Annotated in this window: 16 protein-coding genes, 1 pseudogene and 1 riboswitch; of the genes and pseudogenes, 2 read left to right on the plus strand and 15 right to left on the minus strand. The window is 34.0% G+C overall.

Going from position 1 to position 24,692, the window contains the following annotated elements; genetic code table 11:
- Positions 1-114 precede the first annotated feature (114 nt).
- From ACOOWA_RS00485 to folE, 4 genes are all read right to left on the minus strand, one after another.
- Complete coding sequence (locus ACOOWA_RS00485) at positions 115-2,766, minus strand: 4-alpha-glucanotransferase (protein WP_421372436.1); 2,652 nt, start codon at positions 2,764-2,766, stop codon at positions 115-117.
- Positions 2,767-2,892: 126 nt separating this feature from the next.
- Positions 2,893-4,056, minus strand: coding sequence for a T9SS type A sorting domain-containing protein (locus ACOOWA_RS00490; RefSeq protein WP_421372439.1), 1,164 nt, complete (start codon positions 4,054-4,056; stop codon positions 2,893-2,895).
- A gap of 201 nt (positions 4,057-4,257) precedes the next feature.
- Positions 4,258-5,724: a cysteine--tRNA ligase gene (gene cysS, locus ACOOWA_RS00495; protein ID WP_421372442.1), complete on the minus strand. Its 1,467-nt coding sequence runs from the start codon at positions 5,722-5,724 to the stop codon at positions 4,258-4,260.
- Between the two features lie 156 nt (positions 5,725-5,880).
- Positions 5,881-6,549, minus strand: a complete 669-nt coding sequence (folE, locus tag ACOOWA_RS00500; RefSeq protein WP_421372445.1) for a GTP cyclohydrolase I FolE — start codon at positions 6,547-6,549, stop codon at positions 5,881-5,883.
- Positions 6,550-6,644: 95 nt separating this feature from the next.
- Here folE and ACOOWA_RS00505 point away from each other — a divergent pair, with 95 nt between their 5' ends.
- The gene (locus ACOOWA_RS00505) at positions 6,645-7,802 is read left to right on the plus strand and encodes a hypothetical protein (protein WP_421372447.1); all 1,158 of its coding nucleotides are present in this window, start codon (positions 6,645-6,647) and stop codon (positions 7,800-7,802) included.
- A gap of 30 nt (positions 7,803-7,832) precedes the next feature.
- Here ACOOWA_RS00505 and metF read toward each other — a convergent pair whose 3' ends face one another.
- The 6 genes from metF to ACOOWA_RS00535 form a co-directional block, all read right to left on the minus strand.
- On the minus strand, positions 7,833-8,792 hold the full coding sequence (metF, locus tag ACOOWA_RS00510; protein ID WP_421372449.1) for a methylenetetrahydrofolate reductase [NAD(P)H]: 960 nt from the start codon (positions 8,790-8,792) through the stop codon (positions 7,833-7,835).
- Between the two features lie 29 nt (positions 8,793-8,821).
- Positions 8,822-11,488: a methionine synthase gene (gene metH, locus ACOOWA_RS00515; RefSeq protein WP_421372451.1), complete on the minus strand. Its 2,667-nt coding sequence runs from the start codon at positions 11,486-11,488 to the stop codon at positions 8,822-8,824.
- Between the two features lie 194 nt (positions 11,489-11,682).
- Entirely contained in the window at positions 11,683-12,693 is a 1,011-nt protein-coding gene (locus tag ACOOWA_RS00520; protein WP_421372452.1) for a homocysteine S-methyltransferase family protein, read from the minus strand.
- A 71-nt stretch (positions 12,694-12,764) separates the two neighbouring features.
- Positions 12,765-13,946 carry an O-succinylhomoserine sulfhydrylase gene (locus tag ACOOWA_RS00525; protein ID WP_421372454.1) on the minus strand — a complete coding sequence of 394 codons (1,182 nt, stop codon included), beginning with the start codon at positions 13,944-13,946 and terminating at the stop codon, positions 12,765-12,767.
- A gap of 148 nt (positions 13,947-14,094) precedes the next feature.
- Positions 14,095-15,636: an ACT domain-containing protein gene (locus ACOOWA_RS00530; RefSeq protein WP_421372456.1), complete on the minus strand. Its 1,542-nt coding sequence runs from the start codon at positions 15,634-15,636 to the stop codon at positions 14,095-14,097.
- 1 nt (position 15,637) lies between these two features.
- Positions 15,638-16,576: an alpha/beta fold hydrolase gene (locus tag ACOOWA_RS00535; protein WP_421372458.1), complete on the minus strand. Its 939-nt coding sequence runs from the start codon at positions 16,574-16,576 to the stop codon at positions 15,638-15,640.
- A 62-nt stretch (positions 16,577-16,638) separates the two neighbouring features.
- Positions 16,639-16,746: riboswitch (SAM riboswitch) on the minus strand.
- A gap of 186 nt (positions 16,747-16,932) precedes the next feature.
- Between ACOOWA_RS00535 and ACOOWA_RS00540 the strand changes: the two genes are divergently transcribed.
- A complete protein-coding gene (locus ACOOWA_RS00540; protein WP_421372460.1) occupies positions 16,933-19,548 on the plus strand; it encodes an MGH1-like glycoside hydrolase domain-containing protein in 2,616 nt (871 codons plus the stop codon).
- 83 nt (positions 19,549-19,631) lie between these two features.
- On the opposite strand, the gene ACOOWA_RS00545 is transcribed toward ACOOWA_RS00540, so the two are convergent.
- The 5 genes and pseudogenes from ACOOWA_RS00545 to ACOOWA_RS00565 form a co-directional block, all read right to left on the minus strand.
- Complete coding sequence (locus ACOOWA_RS00545) at positions 19,632-20,057, minus strand: OsmC family protein (protein WP_421372462.1); 426 nt, start codon at positions 20,055-20,057, stop codon at positions 19,632-19,634.
- A gap of 44 nt (positions 20,058-20,101) precedes the next feature.
- Positions 20,102-21,424 (minus strand): DUF58 domain-containing protein, encoded by a 1,323-nt coding sequence (locus ACOOWA_RS00550; RefSeq protein WP_421372465.1) that lies wholly within the window; start codon positions 21,422-21,424, stop codon positions 20,102-20,104.
- 227 nt (positions 21,425-21,651) lie between these two features.
- Complete coding sequence (locus ACOOWA_RS00555; RefSeq protein ID WP_421372467.1) at positions 21,652-22,692, minus strand: AAA family ATPase; 1,041 nt, start codon at positions 22,690-22,692, stop codon at positions 21,652-21,654.
- Between the two features lie 264 nt (positions 22,693-22,956).
- A pseudogene (gene tnpA, locus ACOOWA_RS00560) lies at positions 22,957-23,418 on the minus strand (IS200/IS605 family transposase).
- A 111-nt stretch (positions 23,419-23,529) separates the two neighbouring features.
- Positions 23,530-24,687, minus strand: a complete 1,158-nt coding sequence (locus ACOOWA_RS00565) for a DUF4350 domain-containing protein (RefSeq protein WP_421372469.1) — start codon at positions 24,685-24,687, stop codon at positions 23,530-23,532.
- Positions 24,688-24,692: the final 5 nt, after the last annotated feature.

Genomic DNA, 24,692 nt, shown 5'->3' on the forward strand with positions numbered 1-24,692 from the left:
AAGAATTTTCATTCTTGTCTTTTTGATATGAATAAAAAAAAGAAGTTAAATCCTCAGATAAAACTTCTTTTTAAAATATTTTTAAATAATTGATTTTCAATTAAATAATTTTAATTACTTACGACCGCTATCATTAATCCATGTTGAAATTTTCTGGTTGAATTCTGAATTTTCCATTAAATTTTCTAAGTTTAAATGCATTCTGTATCGCCAATAATGAGGAAACACTGCAGGATTATTAATTCGCTCATTATCTATTTCAGGATTAAGCAAATTTTCGTCAAGAGCAAAGAATTCCTGAATCGGGAAAATCGCCAACATAGCATCGTTGTAAAGATGTTGCTTCATAATAATTTCAGCTAGATCCGGACTCAAGTCTTCCGGAGCTTTTCCATGTTGATTTAACTGCTGATTAAAATAAGTCTGTGTTAAAGCCTGATTCTCTTTCCACCATTGACGAAGGGTCGAACTGTCGTGAGAAGACGCTGTAACGACATTCAAATATTCCGCTTTTTTAGGATTGTAAAAAGGAAGATTTCCCGGAGGCATTCGTTGAACTTTTAAAGCAATAATCGCTAATTCATCAATCACTTCAGGAACACAATCTGGAACTAATCCTAAATCTTCACCACAAATCATCATATCTGTGGCATTCAAAATCACAGGAAGTTTTTCCATTGCTTTTTCCTTCCATAAATAATCTTGTCTTTTGTAGAAATAATCCTGATAAAGCTCGTAAATTGCCCTTTTCTCCCAATCAGAAAGATATTGGTAAGATTCAGTTTTAAAAATATTAAATCTAGGATGATAAACAGTTTCTCCATTTTTTTCTTCCGTTAAAAACAAAACATTGGCGCACAACGAAATCAATTTTTCTGCTAAATCATTCTCTTTTTTGTCTTTAAAATAATCTGAAAGTTTTCTCTGCGTATTAAATTCTTCTTTAAACTGATATTTTCCGTCTGAATTCTTAGTAATAAATTCTAATGCTTTAAAATTTTCTTCACCAAAATATTTCCACAAAATCTCATCATTGATGAAAGGCGTACAATATCTTTTAAAATCAAAAGGAATATGTCTCGCTCTAAATTCATCCAAAACTACCGGAACTGCAGGATAAAAATATCCCAAAATTCCCTGAGTTGCAGAAATTGGCATTCTCCAGATTCTGAAAAAACCTAAAATATGATCAATTCTCATTGCATCAAAATATTTTTCTAACGCTTTGAATCGGTTTTTCCACCACCTGTAATTGTCATTTTTCATCGCTTCCCAATTGTAGGTAGGAAATTCCCAGTTCTGCCCGATTTCTGTAAACTGATCCGGTGGTGCTCCGGCCTGAAAATCCATCCCGAATAATTCAGGTTCTGTCCAGGCTTCTACAGAATATCGGTAAATTCCAATTGGCAAATCTCCTTTTAAAGAAATTCCCAAGCTGTGAATATATTCTACCGCATCTTTCAGTTGTTTATCCAATTGAAATTGTACCCAAGCATGAAGCATTGAAGCATCATAATCTTTACTTTTAGGCGAGAAAAACGGAGTAATTTTTCCTGCGATATATTTTTTGTGGGTTTTCCAATTGTTGAAATTCGGAGTTTTATACTTATCTCTTAAAACACAGAAAGCAGAATAAGGCAAAAGCCATTCTTCATTGTCTTTTAAGAATTTTTTGAAACTTCGGTCTTTATAAATTTTATCTTTTTCAGTTGTAAAAATAGCTTTCAGATATTTCCATTTTGCGGAAATCATTTTTTCATAATCAACCAATTCCAAAGAATTTGATTCATTTTTCTCAGCTTCATACTCTAGAACTAAATCTTTCGGTAATTTAAAATTAAGATTGTCAATAGAAATATATTGCGGATGCAAAGCATAAACAGAAACGGCGGCATAAGGATAAGAATCTGTCCAAGAATAATTAGCCGTCGTATCATTGATCGGCAAAATCTGAATAATTCCTAAAGAAGTTTCATTGGCCCAATCTGCCAGTTTTTTAAGATCAGAAAATTCACCTACGCCAAAACCATTTTCGGTTCGTAAAGAGAAAACAGGAACTGCAACTCCCGCATCATGATACATCTGGTAAGATTTAAATCTGAAATAATGATCTGCAACAATCTGCAAAACATCTTTTTGGTGATTAGGATGAGCTGACCTGTTTTCACCGCTTTCAACATCAATTATTTTCTGGTGTTTTTTATCAAAAACTGCATATTTGTATTGAATCAAATGAATTTCCTGAATCTCAACAGAAGCTTCCCAAATTCCGAAATCTGTCTGAGATAAATGAACTGAATTTTCATAGCTCCAGTTCCCTAAAGAAGCAACATTTCCAATTAAAATAATTTCCCAATCCGGATTGTAAACCGGTGCTTCGATCCTGAATAAATGAGTATGCTTTTTTAAAACCGAAGTTTTTTGTGGACTGAATTGATTAAGCTTATTTTTAAGAATTTTATTATTTAAATAATTTTCAGGAAAGTTTTTACTGTTCCATTCATCAAAAATCAAAAACTCTTTATAGTTGTGGGGGAAACTTAATTGGTGCTGAACAAATTCGTCACGCAAAACATTTCCTTTTTCATCTTTAAGCTGATATTTGTATTCGATTGATTTTGAAAAAAAATCTACTTCGCATTTCCATAGTCCATTTTCGGTATGAAACATCATGTGATTTCTAGAGGCAGAATCTTTTTCATCAATGATCAATTCTAGTTTTTCGCCTGGTTTCGTATGATATTCTATATTAAAATATAATTTCATCTATGTATATTTTTCTTAAAAATACGTTTAAAAATTTAAAAACAAGTGGTTGCAACATCAAATATTCATTAAAAAACCTCTTCCCAAAACTGAGAAAAGGTCTTTAAATATTATAAAAATGTAAATTTATTTGGCAACCAAAATTTTCTTAGAAAGTAAAATCTTACCAGATTCTTCTGCAACATTTACGATATAAGCTCCTGTCACAAGATTTCTAAGCTGAATCACCTGATTAAGATTTCCTTCTTTTACCGATAAATTGGTTGTCATTACAGATTTCCCGGAAGCATCAAAAATATTCACTTTAATATTTCCTTTTACTGTTTTGTCGTTCACGTTTACAGTAATGGTCTGTTCGTCAACTTTTGTAGGATAAATATCAATATTTGCTGAAGTAACTACAGACGCAACTCTTTCGTTTGCAAAATACTTGCTTGCCAAATCGTAGATATGAATATTTTGTTCTCCCGGAAGTTTTTTAGCTTCTAAATTTTCAAGATTTACTTCATATAAAGCACCTCCTTTCGCAGTTGCAACCACTACTTTTCCTTTCGAATTTACAGCTGCTCCGTTTACAGAATATGTTTCTGGTAAACCTGTAATTTTTCCGACAAATTTTGCATTTAGTTTACTTGTTGAAATTTTAAATACATTTCCAGAAGTAGAAAAAACGAAGAAATTATTATCTGCATCGGCAATCATATCACCCCCAAAACCAGTTGACATTTCGTTGAATGAATTTTTACCGTTTGAAGGATCATCTTTAATCGTTCCAAGATCGTTGACAATGTATTGATTATTTTTTTTGCTGATTTGAAGGAATTGCGTTCCAGCATTGTTAATCGCATAAATATTTCCGTCGTAACCGGTCGCCATTCTCGTAATATGTGAGTTGATATCACAAGATGTAATTTTCGCAACCGAATTTTCAATTAAAGTAATTTCTTTTGTTTTTTGGTTTAAAACATAAATATTAGACGAAAACATCGGCATATACACCAAATTGTTTCCCGAAGAATCTAATGCTAAAGCCGCCAAAGTCATCGATTGGGCATGATTGTAAGAATTTTTATCTTCTGAAACTGCAGTTTTTCTTTCCTGAGAAATTACTTTTGCTTCCGAAGAGACTCCGAAGATACTTTGACCAGAAGTTCCGTCTGCATTCATTGCACGAAAGTCACTAAACTCAATTCTTGGAGAATCTTTTCCTGCTAATGCAAAAAAATCTTGCTGTGCGCTGATTGTATTTCCAAGTAATAATAAGATAATAGGGAATAAATGTTTTTTCATATAAATAGATTTTTATTTGTAACGTTTTTGTTCTTACTAAGTTAAACATTTTTTCAAATTGATTTCAAAAATTATTCTAAAATTTATTTACAGTTCATTACATAAAAAACTCTCACAGATTTTCAGATTAAACAGATCATTTTATAAAATTCTGCGTAATCAGTAAATCTGCGAGAGATATAAATTTAATAGAAATCTATTCTAGTTTATAGCATAAGAAGTTCCGTCTCTACCGTCTTTCAGTTCAATTCCTTCTGCTAAAAGTTTGTCTCTGATCTGATCTGAAAGTTCAAAATTTTTAGATTTTCTAGCCTGATTTCTTAACTCAATTAAAACCTGTAATGTCTGATCTAACTTTTCATTATTATTTTCTTCAATATTCTGCAGACCTAAAACATCAAAAACAAAAGCATTTAATGTAGATCTTAAATCTTCCAAACTTTCTGTAGAAATTGTTTCTTTTTCATCTTTTAAAGCAAAAATATATTTCACTGCTTCAAATATATGGGCAATCAAAACCGGAGAATTAAAATCATCCGTTAAAGCATCATATGCTTTATTTTTCCATTCTACCAAATTAAAACCAGATTCTTTTTGGTCATTCGGACTGATCGAATTTAAGATTTTTAAAGCCTCCATTAATCTGCTGAAACCTTTTTCACTTGCCAACATTGCATCATTAGAAATATCTAAAACACTTCTGTAATGCGCCTGCAAAAAGCAAAAACGAACAATTGCAGGATGGAAAGGTTTTTCAAAAAAATCATTTTCACCAGAAACCAACTGTTTAGGCAAAATATAATTTCCGGTTGACTTGCTCATACGCTGGGAATTCATTGTCAGCATATTGGCGTGCATCCAGTAATTAACAGGTTTTACATCATTGCAAGCTTTTCCTTGTGCAATTTCACATTCATGATGCGGAAATTTCAGATCCATTCCACCTCCGTGAATATCGAAAGTTTCACCTAAATACTTCGTGCTCATAGCAGTACATTCAAGATGCCACCCCGGGAAACCCTCTCCCCAAGGAGAATTCCAACGCATAATATGAGCAGGAGATGCTTTTTTCCACAATGCAAAATCCTGCGGGTTTTTCTTTTCTCCCTGTCCGTCTAAATCTCGTGTATTGGCGAAAAGCTCTTCTATATTACGTTTTGAAAGCTCACCATAATCCAAACCTCTTTTATTGTATTCCAACACATCAAAATACACAGAACCATTGCTTTCGTAGGCAAACCCTTTCTCAATTAATTTTTGAGTCAGTTCGATTTGCTCAACGATATGCCCCGTTGCAGTCGGTTCAATATTCGGAGGCAATAAATTGAACATATCTAAAACTTTATGGAAATCAACCGTATATTTTTGTACAATTTCCATCGGTTCTAATTTTTCAAGACGTGTTTGCTTTACAAAACGGTCGTTGTTTACATCTCCATCGTCTGTTAAATGTCCCGCGTCAGTAATATTCCTTACGTATCTTACTTTATAGCCTAAGTGCATTAAGCTTCTGTAAATAAAATCGAAAGAAAGAAAAGTTCGTACATTTCCTAAATGCACATTGCTGTAAACTGTAGGTCCACAAACGTACATTCCTACATTTCCGTCTAAAATCGGGTTGAATATTTCTTTTTCCGCGGTAAGCGAATTGTATATTTTTAGTTGCATTTATTTTTAATTAAAAGATTTAATGATTTTTAAAATTTAGCCTAAAGTTTTATAGTTAAAGGGCATATCTTTTAACTACAGCAAATACAACAACAAATGATGGTTGCTACAAAAATCTGATTGGAAACTTTTTTAAATTTTATCATTATTTTAATTTTAATAATCCAGTTTTGCATGACTTCCTACATAGTGCAAGAATTCCTGTCTTGTAATCGGGTTTGTTCTGAAAATCCCGCTTAATTCAGCAGTAATGGTAGAACTTGCCGTATCTTTTATTCCTCTGCAATTTACGCAAAGATGCTTTGCATCGATAATACAGGCAACATTTTGTGTTCCGAGCGCGTCTTTCAATGCATCAACAATTTGCATCGTTAATCTTTCCTGAACCTGTGGTCTTTTTGCATAATAATCAACAATTCTATTGATTTTTGAGAGACCAATAACTTCACCACTTGAAATATAGGCTACATGAGCTCTCCCAATAATCGGTAAAAAATGATGCTCGCAGAATGAATAAACCGTGATATCTTTCTCTACCAACATTTGGCGGTATTTATATTTATTTGAAAAAGTAGAAATTCCTGGTTTGTTTTCGGGAAGAAGCCCTCCAAAAATTTCATTTACATACATTTTCGCAACTCTTTTGGGAGAGTCTTTTAAGGAATCATCGGTCATATCTAAACCTAAAGTTTCCATAATTTCAGCGAAAAGTACCGTAATTTTTTCTATTTTTTCCTGTGGCGATTTTTCAAAAGCGTCTTCACGAATCGGCGTATGTTCTCTTCCTGTGAAAATATCATCATCATTATCGGTAAAATCAACCATTTTTATTTATTTTGCAGCAAAAATACGGATAAAATTAATTCCATATTTTAATTTGGCACAAATTTGAATTACCTTTCACACCTATTAGTCTAAAAATGAATATTACCGCAAAAGAAGTGCATAGTGAAGCCGAAAAAAAAGAATTTTTAGAATTCCCGGCAAGACTTTACAAAAACGATAAATCTTATATAAGACCTTTAGATAAAGATATTGAATTTATTTTTGATCCTCAGAAAAATAAGTTTTTTGAGAACGGAGTTTGCACGCGTTTTTTATTTTTAAACGAAAAAAATGAAACCGTCGGGAAAGTTGCGGTTTTTCATCATCAGCAATATCTTCAGGATCAACCGACTGGCGGAATTGGTTTTTTCGACTGCATCAATGATCAGGAAACAGCCAATTTTATCTTTGATATCTGTAAAAACTGGCTCTCAAATATCGGAATGGAAGCAATGGACGGGAGCATCAATTTTGGAGAACGAGATAAATTTTGGGGAATCCTGATTGATGGTTTTACCGAACCATTATATGGTATGAATTATAATTTCCCTTATTACAAAGATCTTTTCGAAAACTACGGATTTCAGGTGTATTACGATATGCTGTGTTTCAGCAGAAAAGCCCATGCCCCAACTTCCAGAATTTTCAATATTATGCACGCCAAACATTCTAAAAATGAAAACATTACTGCAAAAGCCGTCAAAAAAAAGCAAATAAACGATTTTGCAAAAGATTTTTTTGAACTCTATAATAAAACCTGGGAAAGCCATGGTGGTGGCAAGCAGATGAATCTTGCAGAAGTAAAAAAAATGTTCAACAGTATGAAACCTGTCATGAATGAGCATATTGCATGGTTTGCGTACGAAAACAATAAACCAATTGCCATGTGGATCAACATTCCCGATTTGAATCAATGGTTTAAATATCTAAACGGAAAATTTAGTTTTATAGATAAGCTTAAATTTTTATATTATAAAGCGACAAAAACAAATACCAAATTTGTAGGTCTTATTTTCGGAGTAGTACCAGAATGGCAGAATAAAGGCGTTGAAGGTTACCTCATCGTAGAAGCTGCAAAGCATTTTCAGGTACAAACTGAATTTATAGATTTCGAAATGCAGTGGATCGGGGATTTCAACCCTAAAATGCTCGGTCTTGCAAAACACCTGGAAACTGAAATAACAAGAAAACTGGCAACTTACAGATATTTATTTGACCGAAATAAAAAATTTGAGAGGCATCCTACGGTATAAAAATGGTGGAACATTAGATCCACCATTTTTTTAAAACAGCTCCCCAGCTACTTTTTTGATATTATCACTTTTACCCATTGAGTAAAAATGCAGAACAGGAACGTCAAAATCGAGCAACTCCCGGCATTGATTGATTGCCCATTCGATTCCAATCTGTTTTACGGCTTCATTATTCTTTGCTTTTTCCACTTCATTAATTAAATCTTCCGGTAGATCAATTTTGAAAATCTGTGGTAAAATTTTCAAATGCTTCTTTGTTGCAATTGGCTTAATTCCCGGAATGATTGGAACATCGATCCCCATTTCACGGGCTTTCTGAACGAATTCGATAAATTTTTTATTATCAAAGAACATTTGCGTTACAATGTAATCTGCACCCGCATCTACTTTTTGCTTTAACCATTTTAAATCATAATTCATCGAAGGTGCTTCCATGTGTTTTTCAGGATAACCTGCAACTCCAATGCAGAATTTGTTGTGTTCATCGCAGATTTCATCCTGATTGTGAAGATATTTCCCTCTTCCTAAATCATTGATTTGATGTACCAAATCCATCGCACTTGCATGACCTCCCTGAGTTGGCTCAAAATACTGATGCCCTTTCATTGCATCGCCTCTCAACGCCATAATATTATCAATTCCGAGATACATACAGTCAACCAAAAGATATTCGGTTTCTTCTTTGGTAAAGCCTCCACAAAGCAGGTGCGGAACAGTATCTACATTATATTTATGTTGAATTGCCGCACAAATTCCCAACGTTCCGGGACGCATTCTTGTAATTCGGCGTTCCATTAAACCGTTTCCTTTGTCTATGTAAATATATTCTTCTCTTGAGGTCGTCACATCAATAAATGGAGGCTTAAATTCCATCAATGGGTCAATATTCATATATAAATCTTCAATTCCGATTCCTTTTTGTGGCGGAACTACTTCGAGGGAAAATAAAGTTTTTCCATTTGCGTTTTTTATATGGTCGGTGATTTTCATTTTTAATTTTATAGTCTGTTTAGTTTGAATTAAATTCCGTCTGCCAAATTAGGATTTAACCATTTTCTTGCTTCCTGTAGGGAAATGCCTTTTCTTTTTGAATAATCTTTCAATTGATCTTCTGCAATTTTCCCCAACCCAAAATATTTTGCGTGCGGGCTTCCGAAATAATATCCTGAAACTGCTGCAGTCGGGAACATGGCTAAGCTTTCGGTAAGATAAACTCCGATATTTTCTTCCACTTTTAATAACTCCCAAATTGCATGTTTTTCCAAGTGATCCGGACAAGCCGGATAACCTGGAGCAGGACGAATTCCCTTGTATTTTTCGGCAATTAATTCTTCATTGCTTAAATTTTCCTGATTGGCATAACCCCAATATTCTGTACGGACTTTTTTATGTAAAAATTCAGCGTAAGCTTCTGCAAAACGGTCTGCTAAAGCTTTCACCATAATCGCATTGTAATCGTCGTTTGCTTTTTCGTATTGTTCCGCCAATTCATCGGTTCCGAAACCTGTCGTTACACAGAAAGCTCCCATGTAATCGGTCTTTCCTGAACTTTGAGGAGCAATAAAATCACTTAATGCCAGATAATCTTTTCCTTTTGAACGTTGAGCCTGTTGTCTTAATGTTAAGAATTTCACTTTTTGTTCGCCGGTTTCGTCAAAGATTAAAATATCATCCGTTTCATTAGAATTGGCTTTAAAAATTCCGAAAATAGCTTTTGCAGTAAGCAATTTTTCATCCAAAATTCTTTTTAAAATCACCTGTGCATCTTTGAATAATTCTTTAGCCTGAACTCCGACAACCTCATCTTCTAAAATCTGTGGGTATTTTCCGTGTAAATCCCAACTTCTGAAAAAAGGCGACCAATCGATGAAAGGCAATAATTCTCTCAAATCCTGGTTTTCAAAAATCTGAATACCTAAATTATTCGGTGTAAAGATTTCTTCTTTTTCCCAATCTATTTTAAAACGGTTTTCTCTTGCTTCTTCAATTGAAACATAATCTTTATCAACCTGCCTGTTCAGGAATTTTTCTCTGAAATCTGAATAGTCACTTTTTAAATCTGAAACATATTCTTTATTTCGATCTCCCAACAATGAACTGACCACATTTACGGCTCTTGAAGCATCATTTACGTGAACAACGGCATTTTTATATTTTAAATCAATCTTAACAGCCGTATGAGCTTTTGAAGTCGTTGCACCACCGATTAATAAAGGAAAATTTAGATTTTGTCTTTCTAATTCTGAAGCGATGTAAACCATTTCATCCAAACTTGGTGTAATTAATCCACTTAAACCAATTACATCGACCTGATGTTCAACTGCAGCCTGAATAATTTTTTCGGCAGGAACCATCACTCCCAAATCAACAATTTCGTAATTATTACAACCCAAAACAACGCTCACAATATTTTTTCCTATATCGTGTACATCACCTTTCACTGTTGCCATTAAAATTTTACCGTTAGCTTTTTGAGTCTGATCTTTTTCAGCTTCGATGAATGGCTGCAAATATGCCACTGCTTTTTTCATTACTCTTGCTGATTTTACAACCTGTGGCAGGAACATTTTCCCGCTTCCGAAAAGATCTCCAACTACTCCCATTCCTGTCATTAAATTAATTTCAATAACATGAAGTGGCTTTTCCGCCTGTTGCCTCGCTTCTTCCACATCTTCTTCAATGAAACGGTCGATTCCTTTTACCAAAGAATGCGTAATTCTTTCCTGTAAAGGTTTTGTACGCCATTCTAATTCTTCAACTTTCTCTTTTTTAACAGATTTATGCTTTTCAGAATAATCTAAAAGTCGTTCCGTGGCATCTTCTCTTTTATCGAGAATTACATCTTCAACAAGCTCAAGAAGTTCTTTATTAATTTCATCATAAACCTCCAACAATGCAGGATTTACGATTCCCATATTCATTCCCGCCTGAATTGCGTGATACAGGAAAACGGAGTGCATCGCTTCTCTTACCGTATCATTTCCACGGAACGAGAACGAAACATTTGAAACGCCTCCACTTACCGACACATACGGAAGATTCTGACGGACCCATCTTGTAGCTTCAATGAAGTCGATTGCATTTCTTCTATGTTCATCCATTCCCGTTGCTACAGGAAAAATATTTAAGTCGAAAATAATATCTTCAGCCGCAAATTTCACTTTATTGACCAAGATATTATAAGAACGTTCTGTAATTTCAAGTCTGCGATCGTACGTATCGGCTTGTCCGATCTCATCAAAAGCCATCACAATAACCGCAGCTCCGTATCTTTTAATTGCTTTTGCCTGTTTGATAAATTCTTCTTCACCACCTTTTAAGCTAATAGAATTTACCACTGATTTCCCTTGAACAACCTGTAATCCTGCTTCTAAAATCTCCCATTTGGAAGAATCGATCATAATCGGAATTCGGGAAATATCTGGTTCAGAGCCTACTAAATTCAGGAATTTTACCATTGAGGCTTTTCCATCGATCAACCCATCATCAAAATTCACATCAAGAATTTGTGCACCTCCCTCAACCTGATGACGCGCAATATCTAAAGCTTCTGAAAACTTTTCTTCTTTTATTAATCGTAAAAACTTTTTAGAACCTGCAACATTGGTTCTTTCTCCAACGTTGATGAAATTGGATTCTGGAGTTATAATTAACGGTTCTAAACCAGATAATCTTAAATATTTCATGTTTTTTATGTAACAATTTTCGATGATAACATCGTTTCCTATAGCTTTATCATGAGCTTATTAATTACCCTTTTGGCTTTCATTTTTGCTTTCACGTTGAACTCTCGCAGCCCGACTTGAGCGGAAATCCTTTTGCGAGGAGGAACGACGAACAAAAGATTGGGAGCGGAAGGCGGATTAAGCTGCCCAAAAAATTAAATATTCGCAACAACTTTCCTTGGTTCATATTTTTCTACTAAATCTGCAATGGCTTTGATATGTTCAGGAGTCGTTCCGCAACAACCACCAATAATATTGATCAATCCCTTTTCTACATATTCTTTAATCTGTCCTGCCATATCTTCCGGCGTCTCATCATATTTTCCGAAAGCATTCGGAAGCCCCGCATTCGGATAAGCCGAAACATGGAACTCTGAATTGTGAGCCAATGTTTCCAGATAAGGCGTCAATTGGTTTGCTCCCAAAGCACAGTTGAAACCAACACTCAATAAATTCAAATGAGAAACTGAAATTAAAAATGCTTCTGCAGTTTGTCCGCTCAACGTTCGCCCCGAAGCATCGGTAATGGTTCCGGAAACCATAATCGGGATCTTAATTTCTCTTTCATCCTGAATTTCATCGATTGCGAAAAGGGCTGCTTTTGCATTTAACGTATCGAAAATAGTTTCCACCAAAAGAATATCGGAGCCTCCATCCAATAAAGCTTCGCACTGTTGTTTGTAAGCAACTCTCAATTCTTCAAAAGTAATGGCTCTGTAACCGGGATCATTTACATCAGGGCTTAAACTTGCCGTTCTGTTTGTGGGACCGATAGAACCGGCAACAAATCTTGGCTTGTCTGGATTTTTATTTGTAAATTCATCACAAACCTTTCTTGCAATTTTCGCAGACTCGTAGTTTAATTCATAAACTAGATCTTCCATGTGATAATCTGCCATCGCAATTGTTGTTCCTGAAAACGTATTGGTTTCAAGAATGTCTGCTCCTGCTTCAAGATATTTTCTGTGAACTTCTTCGATTGCATTAGGCTGAGTTAGTGAAAGTAAATCGTTGTTACCTTTCACCGGATGTTCCCAATCTTTGAAACGTTCGCCACGATAATCTTCCTCTTCGAATTTGTACCGCTGAAGCATCGTTCCCATAGCTCCGTCGAGAATTAAAATTCTTTCGGATAATGCTTTGTATAGTTGTTCTGAATTTTTCATTATATATTTTGGCTAAAGCCCATTTAGTATTTCGTTATTTTTTAAACGGACTAAAGCCCGTTGCTATTGAATTAATCCAATGCCTGCTTCAAATCTGCAATAATATCATTTACATTTTCCAAACCTACCGAACAACGCACCAAACCTGCTGTAATTCCTACTTCATTTCTTTCTTCATCCGATAATTTTGAATGTGTTGTAGAAGCCGGATGTGTCACAATCGTTCTTGTATCACCAAGATTTGCAGACAGCGAACACATTTTAATTTTATCTAAAAAATTTCTTCCGCCTTCAATTCCGCCTTTGATCTCGAATGCTACGATGTTTCCACCTAATTTCATCTGCTTTTTCGCCACTTCGTAACTTGGATGAGATGGCAAGAATGGATATTTTGTTAATTCCACATTCGGATGATTTTCTAAAAACTCTGCGACTTTTAAAGCGTTTTCACAATGTTTTTCAACACGAATCGCTAATGTTTCCAAGCTTTTAGACAAAACCCAGGCGTTGAAAGGCGACATGGCAGGACCTGTATTTCTTGCGAAAAGATAAATCTCACGAATCAAATCTTCTCTACCGACCGCTACTCCACCCAAAACACGACCCTGACCGTCAATTAATTTTGTTGCGGAATGCACCACAATGTCCGCTCCGTATTTTATCGGCTGTTGCAAATATGGCGTTGCAAAACAATTATCCACAATGAAAATCAGGTTATGTTTTCTTGCAATTTGTCCGAAAAATTCTAAATCTAAAACCTCAATTGCGGGATTAGTTGGTGTTTCGAGATATAAAATTTTCGTATTAGGCTGAATATATTTTTCAACGTTTTCAGAATCATCAGCTTTAAAATACGTTGTTTCGATATTCCATTTCGGGAAATATTTTGTGAACAAGGTATGTGTAGAACCGAAAACCGATTGGCAGCTTACAATATGATCACCTGCATTTAACAGCGTTGCAAATGTTGAATAAATCGCAGCCATTCCTGTTGCAAAAGCATAACCCGTTTCTGCACCTTCCATTTTGGCAATTTTATCTGTAAATTCCGTTACATTTGGGTTTGAAAATCTACTGTATAAATTCTTTGTTTTTTCTTCGGCAAAACTCGCACGCATATCTTCCGCATCTTCAAATACGAAGCTCGACGTCAGATATAATGGTGTAGAATGCTCATCAAACTGAGTTCTTTCGGTTTGAGTTCTGATAGCAAGAGTTTCAAAATTTTCGTGTTCCATTTTATTTTTTTCCATAGTTCATCTATGGTTATTTATATTGAATCTTACGGATTCGTTGTACGTTTTTTCGATTTTTTCAATAGGTTTCCACCTACGGCTATTGTTGTTGAACCCTGTCGGGTTCTGATATTTTTTTCTCTTGAGTATTGTCTCTTGATTCTTTTTATTTTGTTTCGCTGAGTCTTAAAATATCTCCGAAAACTCCTCTTGCTGTAACCTGAGCTCCGGCTCCGGCTCCCATGATGACAATTGGATTTTCACCATAACTCTCAGTGTAAATTTCAAAGATTGAATCTGATCCTTTCAGTTGCCCTAAAGCTGAACTTGCAGGAACAGAAATTAATTTCACATCCAATTCACCTTTATCTTTCTGCAAATCGCCGTGAAGATCTCCAACGTATCTCAACACATGATCTTTTTCCTGATTTTCTTTGATTTTTTGATATTCATCATCCAATTCGTTTAACCTTGAAAGAAATTCTGGTTTTGAAATATCCAACAAATTTTCCGGAACAAGATTTTGAATGTTGATATCATTAAATTCATTAATTAAATCTAATTCTCTAGCTAAAATCAATAGTTTTCTAGCTACATCATTTCCTGATAAATCTTCTCTTGGATCAGGTTCTGTATATCCTTTTTCCAAAGCTTCGTTGATGATTGTGGAAAATTTATCGTCTCTCAAAGAAAAATTATTGAAAACATAACTCAAAGTTCCGGAAAAAACTCCTTTAATTCTTGTGATATTTTCTCCTGAAAGATGCAATAATTTTATGGTATCAATTAACGGCAAACCTGCACCAACATTGGTTTCGTACAGATAGCGTCTGTTATTTTTGTTCAACGTATATCTTAGTTTACGATATTCTTCGATAGGAAGTGTGTTGAAAATCTTGTTTGAAGAAACCAAGTCGAAACCGTTTTCTGCCAAAGCATGATAATTATGAACGAAATCTTTGCTTGCCGTATTATCAACAACGATAAGATTTTCCAGTTGATTTTCTTTTGAAAAATTAATTAATTCCTGAACATCAGAAGGACTTTCAGCTGTCAAAACTTCATCATTCCAATTACTATCAAAACCTTTTTTATTAAAAGCAATTTTTCTTGAATTAGCAACAGCAACGACTTTCAGATCAATTTTTTTTCGTCTTCTGATCTCTTCCGATGAATGTAAAACCTGTTCTATTAGAGTCTTCCCAACGTTTCCGTGACCGATAATTGCCAAATGAACCGTCTTTGGTTTTTTAGAAATTTCTGATTCGATGATATTTTTTGCTTTCTCGTCCTGAGAAGAAGTGACAACAATATTTACTCGTTTTTCTGATGCAATTTGGTTTAAAAGCAAAGGAAAAACATTATTCCTTGCCAATTCTGCCAAGACTTTATTAAAATCTTCAGCAACAAAACCTATCACGGAAACATTATTTATACTATAAATCTGAGAAACTTTCCCTGATTTTCTTTCTGCTTCGAATTCATCAATCAGGCAATTAACAGCCTTTTCAGAATCACTTTCCTGCACTAAAATTGATAATCCGTTTTCTATTGCCTGTTGAGAAATTACTCCAACACTGATTCGCGCCAAAGTAAGCGCCTTGAAAATTCGTCCGTCAATCCCGATTTCGCCCAAGAAATCTTCTCCTTCAAATTTGATGATTGATCTGTTTTTTAAAAATTTTATTTCGTTAGCATTACTTTTCATTCTACAAAATATTTTTAATGATGTTATTTAATTGTTCGTATTCCATTAAGAAGGCGTCGTGCCCATGAATTGAGATGATCTCGTGATAGAAAATATTTTCCTTTTTTTCTTTTAGCTTTTTAAAACACATTCGGATTTCAGAAGCGGGGAAAAACAGATCTGTATCAACGGAGATCATGTGCATTCGTGCCTGAATCTTTTCCAATTGCATTTCATCAGCATTAATATTCATCAGCAAATGATTCATCAGTTGATAAGATCCTAAACTAAATCTCTCGTTTAAAGCATTTCCGTGATAAATCAGCCAATCTTCCGACTCCAATCTTTGTTTTTCATGATTGTATCTGTTTTGAAATCTATCATTTAACGATTCCGGCGTTCTGTAGCACAACATCGCATGGATTCTTGCTTTTTGTAATGGTTCATCTTTTTGATTTAATAAAAACTTCTGAACGAGACATTGTGCATGAAGCCAATCGTGGGTTTTAAAATCGCAGGCAATAGGAATGAAAATTTCGGCAAGCATTGGGTTTTTTACCAGCATTTCCCAGCCGATTCCGCCTCCTAAAGAACCTCCAATAATGGCGTGTAAACTTTTAATATTTAAAATTTCAAGACCTTGTAAAAAGATATTCGCAATATCTGAAGGCGTGAAATCTTCGTATTGATCAATTAAAAAATCATCAAATCCGTTTCCGGGAATATTGAAACACAGAACTGTATATTTATTAGTATCGATTACATCATTTTCACCAATCAATTGTCTCCACCATCCTTTTTCGCCTGAAACATATGAATTTCCGGTTAAGGCATGATTTACCAAAATAATTGGAGCTGAAAACAGATCTTTCCCGAAAAGCTGATAGCTCAACGAGATATTATATTCCTTATTGGAATTGGTTTCATACGAAAAATTAATATGTTTAAGTTCTGTTTTCAATTCTATTACACTTATGATAATATAATTGAAAATGCCACAGGAAATGGCTGAAAAAAATTCAGTAGTTATCTGTCCAAAACAATTTTGGTAGAACGTAGCACCTTCTTTGCTTGCACAAAGGGTTGCTAAGGTTTCACAGGGTCTAATCCCTCAACCTTTCTTGATAACATTTTCAATATTTTAATGAACGAATAGTGCAAAGATAGAACTTTTCTTTTTAAAAATTAAAAAAATTTAATAAATCTCATTAAACTTAATATTGATGAGGGTTTGATTGAATTGTTAAGAATTATTCAGATTAAAAAAATTGGAATTATTTCTCAAAAAAATTAACTTAGCAATGAAAATGATTGGAAATGAATACTGAGAAGCAAAGATTACAAGATAAAGACTGGAAAAACTGGGGACCTTATGTAAGCAACAGACAATGGGGAAATGTGCGTGAAGATTACAGTAACAACGGAAACGCATGGCATTTTGCCAATCATGACATTGCAGAAAGTCATACTTACAGATGGGGCGAAGAAGGTATTGCCGGAATTTCAGATCCAAAACAAATTTTCTGTTTTGCACTTTCATTTTGGAATAAAAAAGATAAAAGAATAAAAGAAAGGCTTTTCGGTCTAAGCAATCCGCAGGGAAATCACGGCGAAGACATTAAAGAAATTTTTTATTATCTCGACAATACACCAACTCACAGTTACATGAAAATGGTGTACAAATACCCGATTAATGAGTTTCCGTACGATGATATTGTTGCTGAGAATGCGAGACGTTCAAAAAAAGAACCTGAGTATGAACTTTTTGACACCGGAATTTTTGATCATGATGAATATTTTGACATTTTCATAGAATACTGTAAATCAGACGCAAATGATATTTTAGTAAGAGTTACCGTTTGTAACAGGAGTGACAAATCTTCTCCGATTGTCATTTTGCCAACAACATGGTACAGAAACAACTGGAAATGGGGATACAATGAATACAAAGGCCAGGTTGAAGCAGGAAAAGAGGGTTGTATCAATGTAAATCATGACAGTATTCCTATTAAAAAGTTTTATTCAAAAAATAAAAATGCAGAAAGAGTATTTTGTGATAATGAAACCAATGAAACTAAGCTATATGATGCCCCAATTGTAGAAAACACATACTACAAAGACGGAATCAACGATTATATTATTCATCAAAAAAAGACCATCAATCCTGAAAAAAAAGGAACAAAAGCAGCTTTTGTAATTGACGAAATTATCGAAGCCGGAAAGTCTGAAGTTTTCGAATTCAGATTATCACCTTATGATATGGATGACGCATTCTATCAGTTTGATGATATTTTTAATGCAAGAATTAATGAAGCTAATGAATTTTATAATGAAATTCAGCAGGATATATTTAATGATGATGAAAAAAATGTTCAGCGACAAGCTTTTGCAGGGCTTTTATGGAACAAACAGTTCTACCATTATAATGTTGGGAAATGGCTAAACGGTGATCCCAATCACGAAGCACCTAGAAACTTTAACAATTACGTGAGAAACACAGAATGGGAACATCTTCACAATAAAGACATCATTTCAATGCCCGATAAATGGGAATATCCATGGTATGCAACTTGGGATTTAGCATTTCACTGTGTCCCTTTTGCTATTATTGATGCAGATTTTGCAAAAAATCAATTGCTTTTGCTGACTAAGGAATGGTATATGCATCCGAACGGACAAATGCCTGCTTATGAATGGAATTTAAGCGACGTCAATCCGCCTGTTCATGCGTGGTCTTGCTTCAGGGTTTTTAAAATTGACGAAAAAGCAAATGGGAAACCAGATCTTTTATTCCTTGAAAAAGTTTTCCAGAAATTATTGCTGAATTTTACTTGGTGGGTTAACCGAAAAGATAAAAATGGTAAAAATATTTTCGGCGGCGGATTTTTAGGACTGGATAACATTGGTGCTTTTGACCGAAATATGGAACTGAAAGACGGCGAACATCTTGAGCAAGCAGATGGAACGAGCTGGATGGCAATGTATGCTTTGAATATGATGCGAATTTCCATGGAACTTGCTCAATACTATCAGGTTTACGAAGATATGGCGATCAAGTTTTTTGAGCATTATCTTTATATTGCTGAAGCAATGGAAAATATGGGAGAAGGTAAAGAAGGCCTCTGGAATGAGGAAGACGGCTTTTTCTATGATGTCTTGCAGCTGGCAAACGGGGAAAGTGTTTCTTTGAGACTGAGAAGTATAGTCGGATTGATCCCTCTGTTTGCAGTTGAAATTATCGATCATCATTTACTCGATAAAATGCCGAATTTCCGCGAAAGAATGGACTGGGTTTTAAAAAACAAGCCCGAGTTAGCGTCTTTAGTTTCGCATTGGGATGAAGAAGGAATTGGCAGAAAACATTTGATGAGTATTTTAAGAAAAACAAGACTTACAAAGGTTTTGAACAGAATGCTTGATGAAAAAGAATTTCTGAGTTCTTACGGAATTCGCGCAATGTCTAAAGTTTACGAAGAAAATCCGTTTATATTTACCGTTCATGACAATAAAAACGTAGTGTATTATACACCAGCTGAAAGTGACAGCCGAATGTTTGGCGGAAACAGCAATTGGCGTGGTCCGATTTGGTTTCCGATTAATTTTCTGATTGTTGAAAGTCTTCAGCGTTTCCATTTTTATTATGGAAACAGCTTAAAAGTAGATTTTCCTACCGGAAGTGGTGAAAAGAAAAACTTAGATGAAGTGGCTCAAAACATAAGCGGAAGACTATGCTCTATTTTCCTGAAAGATGAAAGCGGACAACGTGCTTTTAACGGTGGAAATTATAAATTCAATTATGATCCCAACTTTAAAGATTATATTACGTTCTTTGAGTATTTCCACGGAGATAACGGAAGAGGAGTTGGTGCATCACATCAAACAGGATGGACTGCAACGGTAGCCAAACTTTTAAAGCCAAGAATGGGGTCGTGATGGTTTTTCTAGAGTTTTAAATTAAAGTGTTTGAGAGAGATAAATTACTCTGTAACTCTCAAACACTAATTATGTATCGTTCTCTATTGCTCAACCTTTTCTCCATTTACAAAAACCTCGTACCCGATTTCTACGTTGGGTTCTAAAGTTTTAGAAACCGAGCAGTATTTTTCAAAAGATAGTTCTGATGCTTTTAAAGCTTTTTTAGGATCAATATTTCCTTCCAATAAAAATTTTACGCTGATTGATTTGAATGGTTTTGCATCATCAACCTGAATTCTTTCGCCTTCCACTTCAGCTTTAAAATCGGTGATTTCCTGCCTTTGTTTTTTTAAAATCGAAACAACGTCAATTCCGCTGCAACCTGCAACAGCCATTAAGACGCTTTCCATCGGCGAAACACCTTTCGCTCCAGGCTGAGAAGTATTATCTAATAAAATTGAATTTCCCTGATAGTTGGTACATTCAAATAAAAAATCGTCGTTGATTCTGTTTAAAGTAATTTTCATTATGCTTATTGCTTATTGCTTATTGCTTATTGCTTATTGCAAAATTATAAAATTCCCCTTGCTTTTATCTCAAGATATTTATTAATCACCTCAACATTCAGATTTTCAGGCAAAGTGTACACCGAATAAATTCCATATTTCCTCAATTCCTGAATGATAAGTTTTTTTTCAAACTCAAATTTTTCGGCAATAATTTCGTCATAAATTTCCTGCGTACTTTCAGGATTGGTATGAATGAGATTCTGAATCTCAGTATTTTTAAAGAAAACAACAACCAATAAATGATTTTTAGCAATTCCCCGAAGATATTTCATTTGCCTGTTTAAACCGTCCAACGTTTCAAAATTGGTAAAAAGTAAAACCAAACTCCGCTGATTGATTGAATATTTTACATCCTGGTACAATCTGTTAAAATCACTTTCAAAAAAATCGGTTTTAATATTATATAAAGCTTCGGAAATCTTTCTTAATTGTCCGGATTTATTCTCGGCAGCGACTTTATTTTCTGCTTTCTTAGAAAAAGTCATCATTCCCGCCCGATCACCTTTTTTCAGAATAATATGAGACAAAGCCATTGCTGCGTTGATGGAATAATCTAGAAGGCTCAAACCACTGAAAGGCATTTTCATTGTTCTTCCTTTGTCAATCAGCATAAAAATACGCTGCGATTTTTCATCCTGAAACTGATTTACCATTAAACGATTCGTTTTTGAAGTTGCTTTCCAGTTGATCGTTCGAACATCATCTCCCGGAACGTATTCTTTGATTTGCTCAAATTCCATCGTGTGTCCCAGCTTTCTTATTTTTTTTATTCCGCCTAAAAGAAATTCGTTCTGAAGAGCCATCAATTCATATTTTCTTAAATGAATAAATGACGGATAAGAGGCTAATAAAGCATCTTTTTGAAAAATAAAACGTTTGGAAACAAAACCGATGGGTGATGAAGCGTAGATATTTAAAGCTCCGAAATTATATTCACCCCGTTCTTTAGGTTCTAAAATGTACTGAAAGAATGTATTTTTTCCTGACTGAACCTGCTTTTTAATTAAAAAATCTCTTTTCTGAAACTGAAATGGAATTTCATCAATAACTTTCACATTAATTTTAAAACTGTAATTGTTTTTAATATCAATTTTCACTGCATTTTCATCGCCATTTGATAGCTTTTCAGGTAAAATTCTTTGCGCTAAAACAGCGTCTTTTGGGCTAAAAACAAGCAGATAATCAACAAAAACTGTAAGGAAAATCAACAATAAAAATCCGTGACCCAAAAACATAATTAACGGAAAGAAAAATGCCAAAACATAAAGCATTCCCACACCGATAAGTGCGAAAAAAAAACGGGTATTGATGTATAATTTTTTCATTTTTAGCAATCCAACTTGTTTTTAAATGCAGTTTGATTAATTTTTATAAACCACAAAAGTCGCAAAAGTTTTATTTAGTTTATAACTTTGAAAATAACAAGTTCACAAATAAGAAAATCAAAGATTTTCAAAACTTAAGTATTCTTTAATCACCTTTTTTTCAGCTACTTTAAATAGCTAAACTTTTATGACTTTTGTGGTTAAATTATTCTTTATGCTTATAAATTTTATCTCGGAATTTCTATTCCTTCTAAAATCTGTCTGATAATTTCATCTGCCGTTAAACCTTCCATTTCTCTTTCCGGAGAAACAATTACTCTGTGTCTTAAAACTGCGTAACTTGCTTCTTTGATATCTTCCGGAGTTACAAAATCTCTTCCCCGTAACGCAGCAAAAGCTTTTGAAGCGGTTAACAATGCCAAACTTGCTCTTGGTGAAGCTCCTAAATATAAAAATTGATTTTCTCTTGTATTGATAATGATTTTTGCAATGTATTCAATCAACTGAGATTCAACGATGATTTCTTTTACCAATTTCTGATAATCATTCAGTTGCTGCGCTGTAATAACTTTATTTACGGCTTCGGTTTTATCTTCAAGTCTGTTGTCGTGTTGATTTTTGATAATCGCCACTTCCTGTTCAAGCGTTGGATAACCAACATTGATTTTAAATAAAAATCGGTCAAGCTGGGCTTCCGGAAGTCTGTATGTTCCTTCATGTTCAATTGGATTTTGAGTTGCAATGACCAAAAAAGGCTCCTCCATTTCGTAACGCGTTCCGTCGATGGTGATCTGTTTTTCTTCCATCACCTCAAACAAAGCAGCCTGTGTTTTTGCAGGAGAACGGTTGATCTCATCAATCAGGATAAAACTAGAAAAAATCGAACCTTTTTTAAACTCGAATTCGGAATTTTTCATGCTGAAAACCGATGTTCCCAAAATATCCGAAGGCATCAAATCCGGAGTGAACTGAATTCTGCTGAAATCTACATCAATTGTTTTTGCCAGTAATTTAGCCGTAATGGTTTTCGCAACTCCGGGAACTCCTTCTATCAAAACATGACCATTAGAAAGCAATGCCGCTAAAAGGTGTTCAATCATTTTTTCCTGGCCGACAATCACTTTTGCTATTTCTGTTTTTACTTTATTTAGATTTTCACGAAGATCAATCATATCAATTCTTGATTGAAATTCTCCCTCAGATTTTTGTTCTTTATGTAAGTTGATGGAATTTTGGTTCTCTAGATTCTGATCTTGGTAATTTTCCATTTTATTCGTTTTTATTTTAAAGTTCTTCGCTTTATTAAAGCTAATTTTTCTATTTTAACATTGGGTTACAAAGGTGTCGCTCCTACGGAGCTTCCTTCTTAATTTGATTATTTTCTGCAAACATTTGACTCCTACAGCTGCATGCAATTTCATAACCTTTATTTTAAATTCTTCACACTGTTGGTTTGTTCCGTGGGAATTTAACCTTTGTAGATTTTTTTCTTCACAATTGGCGAAGCTCCGTAGGAGCGACACCTTTAATCATCATAAAAACTCAAAAATATATTCATTTTTATAATCAATTTCAAATTTTGTTAAAAACTCAATATACTCTTCTTTAAATGACTGCTTTTCGTGATGTTTCTTCTGATTTAAAATATACTTTACGACCATATCAATTTGACTTTTAGAATAAGAAAATGCTCCATAACCTTCTTGCCATTAAAATTTTCCCACAAACCAATTTTCATCATTAATGAGTTTTGATGAATTTGATTTAATATCCCGTACAAGATTAGGTAAAAGAACATTCAAATTATTATAACCAATTAAAATATGAATATGATCAGGATTTGCATAAACAGCCAATAGTTTTTGCCGATTATTTTGAACAATTCCGGTAATATATTTTTCTAAACGGATACGATATTCATCACGAATTAACCTATCTCTGTCTTTTACAGCAAAAATAAGTTGAATAAAAATTTGTGAATACGTATTCGCCATTTTCCAAATTAAATTAATTGTATTTTTTTATCACACCTACGGAGCTACTTTTATGATGCTGATTGTTTCTACTACAAAGTTTAGATTCCTACAAAGCCTTGCCGTATATTTCTATTTTAAAATATCGTCCAAAATTTTATTCATCCTTGCCAGATCCTCTTTCATTACACTTCCATAAGGATCTTGTGCTTTTTTAATGAATGAAATGGCTTCACTGACCAATTCAGCTGGTTTACCCGTTTTTAACTGAAGTTTTTTAGAAAATTCTTCATCCAAATTTTGAGTATCAATTAAGAGATCAAGCCTTACTTTATGTAAGAAATACTGAGCTTTTTTCGCCATCATATCGTGGAAATCACCTTCCTGCAGATAAAGATTACCTATACTTTTCACAAAATCGGCAGATGTATTTTTTAAGGGTTCAATAATAGGAACAATTCTTTGTTTTCGTTTTACATTAAAGAAAATGAATAAAATAATCCCACCTAAAAATACCCACCAAGCATATTTCAGAGCAGGATTGGCAAGAATAAATCTCAGTAATGAACTCGATTCTTTGGTATTGCTTTCCACAAACCATATGGTTTCTTTATCATCTAAATATGAAAATATACTTTGAGCATATTTTATATTTCCTGATTTCAAAAGATAGTAATTGGTAAGAAAAAGAGGTTCGCAATGCACGTAAATATTTCCTTTTCCGAAAGGTGCTTTGATAAAATTTGCCTGATCTTCGTTATTTTCTTCAATGGTTTTACCTAAAACCTGAACGTTGGGCTTAATATAAGAAAAACCTCTTCCCGACGGAAATTTATCTAATTTAATAAAATCATTCTGATATTTTTTGTCGGTGAGTTTTAAAATATTTTGTTCTTCAAAAGATATTTTCGAGTTGTAAAAACCAATTGAATCTGAAATGCTCTTAGGAATTCGGGTCGCAATAATCATCGCATCGGAACCTTTCGAAACTTCATTTAAAATTTTATTCCACGATTCCTGATCTACTTCACTTTCTACAATAAGAATATTATGCAGTTTTTTGTTTTTATCAGAGTAATAATCATAAGGTGCAACTTCAATTTTCGTTAAATTATTTTTAAATAAATCTTTAATTTCTTTATTAAAAACAAACAGGCCAAATGGTGACTTCTTGTTTACAGCAAAGTTTTTTCGCCAGTCTGTAACTTCCTTTTTACTCACTTCAAGCAATGCCAGAATCACCATGATAATGATGAAAATAACAGCATATATTTTGAACGTTTTATTCATTATAA

The sequence above is a fragment of the Chryseobacterium sp. GP-SGM7 genome (assembly GCF_049166575.1).
Classification (GTDB): domain Bacteria; phylum Bacteroidota; class Bacteroidia; order Flavobacteriales; family Weeksellaceae; genus Chryseobacterium.

Coding starts and splice junctions, on each gene's coding strand:
- ACOOWA_RS00555 (WP_421372467.1), bottom strand. CDS start 22,692: ATGGAAAATTACCAAGATCAGAATCTAGAGAACCAAAATTCCATCAAC.
- cysS (WP_421372442.1), bottom strand. CDS start 5,724: ATGCAACTAAAAATATACAATTCGCTTACCGCGGAAAAAGAAATATTC.
- ACOOWA_RS00525 (WP_421372454.1), bottom strand. CDS start 13,946: ATGGAAAAAAATAAAATGGAACACGAAAATTTTGAAACTCTTGCTATC.
- ACOOWA_RS00520 (WP_421372452.1), bottom strand. CDS start 12,693: ATGAAAAATTCAGAACAACTATACAAAGCATTATCCGAAAGAATTTTA.
- ACOOWA_RS00550 (WP_421372465.1), bottom strand. CDS start 21,424: ATGAAAAAATTATACATCAATACCCGTTTTTTTTTCGCACTTATCGGT.
- ACOOWA_RS00545 (WP_421372462.1), bottom strand. CDS start 20,057: ATGAAAATTACTTTAAACAGAATCAACGACGATTTTTTATTTGAATGT.
- ACOOWA_RS00530 (WP_421372456.1), bottom strand. CDS start 15,636: ATGAAAAGTAATGCTAACGAAATAAAATTTTTAAAAAACAGATCAATC.
- ACOOWA_RS00485 (WP_421372436.1), bottom strand. CDS start 2,766: ATGAAATTATATTTTAATATAGAATATCATACGAAACCAGGCGAAAAA.
- ACOOWA_RS00490 (WP_421372439.1), bottom strand. CDS start 4,056: ATGAAAAAACATTTATTCCCTATTATCTTATTATTACTTGGAAATACA.
- metH (WP_421372451.1), bottom strand. CDS start 11,488: ATGAAATATTTAAGATTATCTGGTTTAGAACCGTTAATTATAACTCCA.
- metF (WP_421372449.1), bottom strand. CDS start 8,792: ATGAAAATCACCGACCATATAAAAAACGCAAATGGAAAAACTTTATTT.
- folE (WP_421372445.1), bottom strand. CDS start 6,549: ATGGTTGATTTTACCGATAATGATGATGATATTTTCACAGGAAGAGAA.
- ACOOWA_RS00540 (WP_421372460.1), top strand. CDS start 16,933: ATGAATACTGAGAAGCAAAGATTACAAGATAAAGACTGGAAAAACTGG.
- ACOOWA_RS00505 (WP_421372447.1), top strand. CDS start 6,645: ATGAATATTACCGCAAAAGAAGTGCATAGTGAAGCCGAAAAAAAAGAA.
- ACOOWA_RS00565 (WP_421372469.1), bottom strand. CDS start 24,687: ATGAATAAAACGTTCAAAATATATGCTGTTATTTTCATCATTATCATG.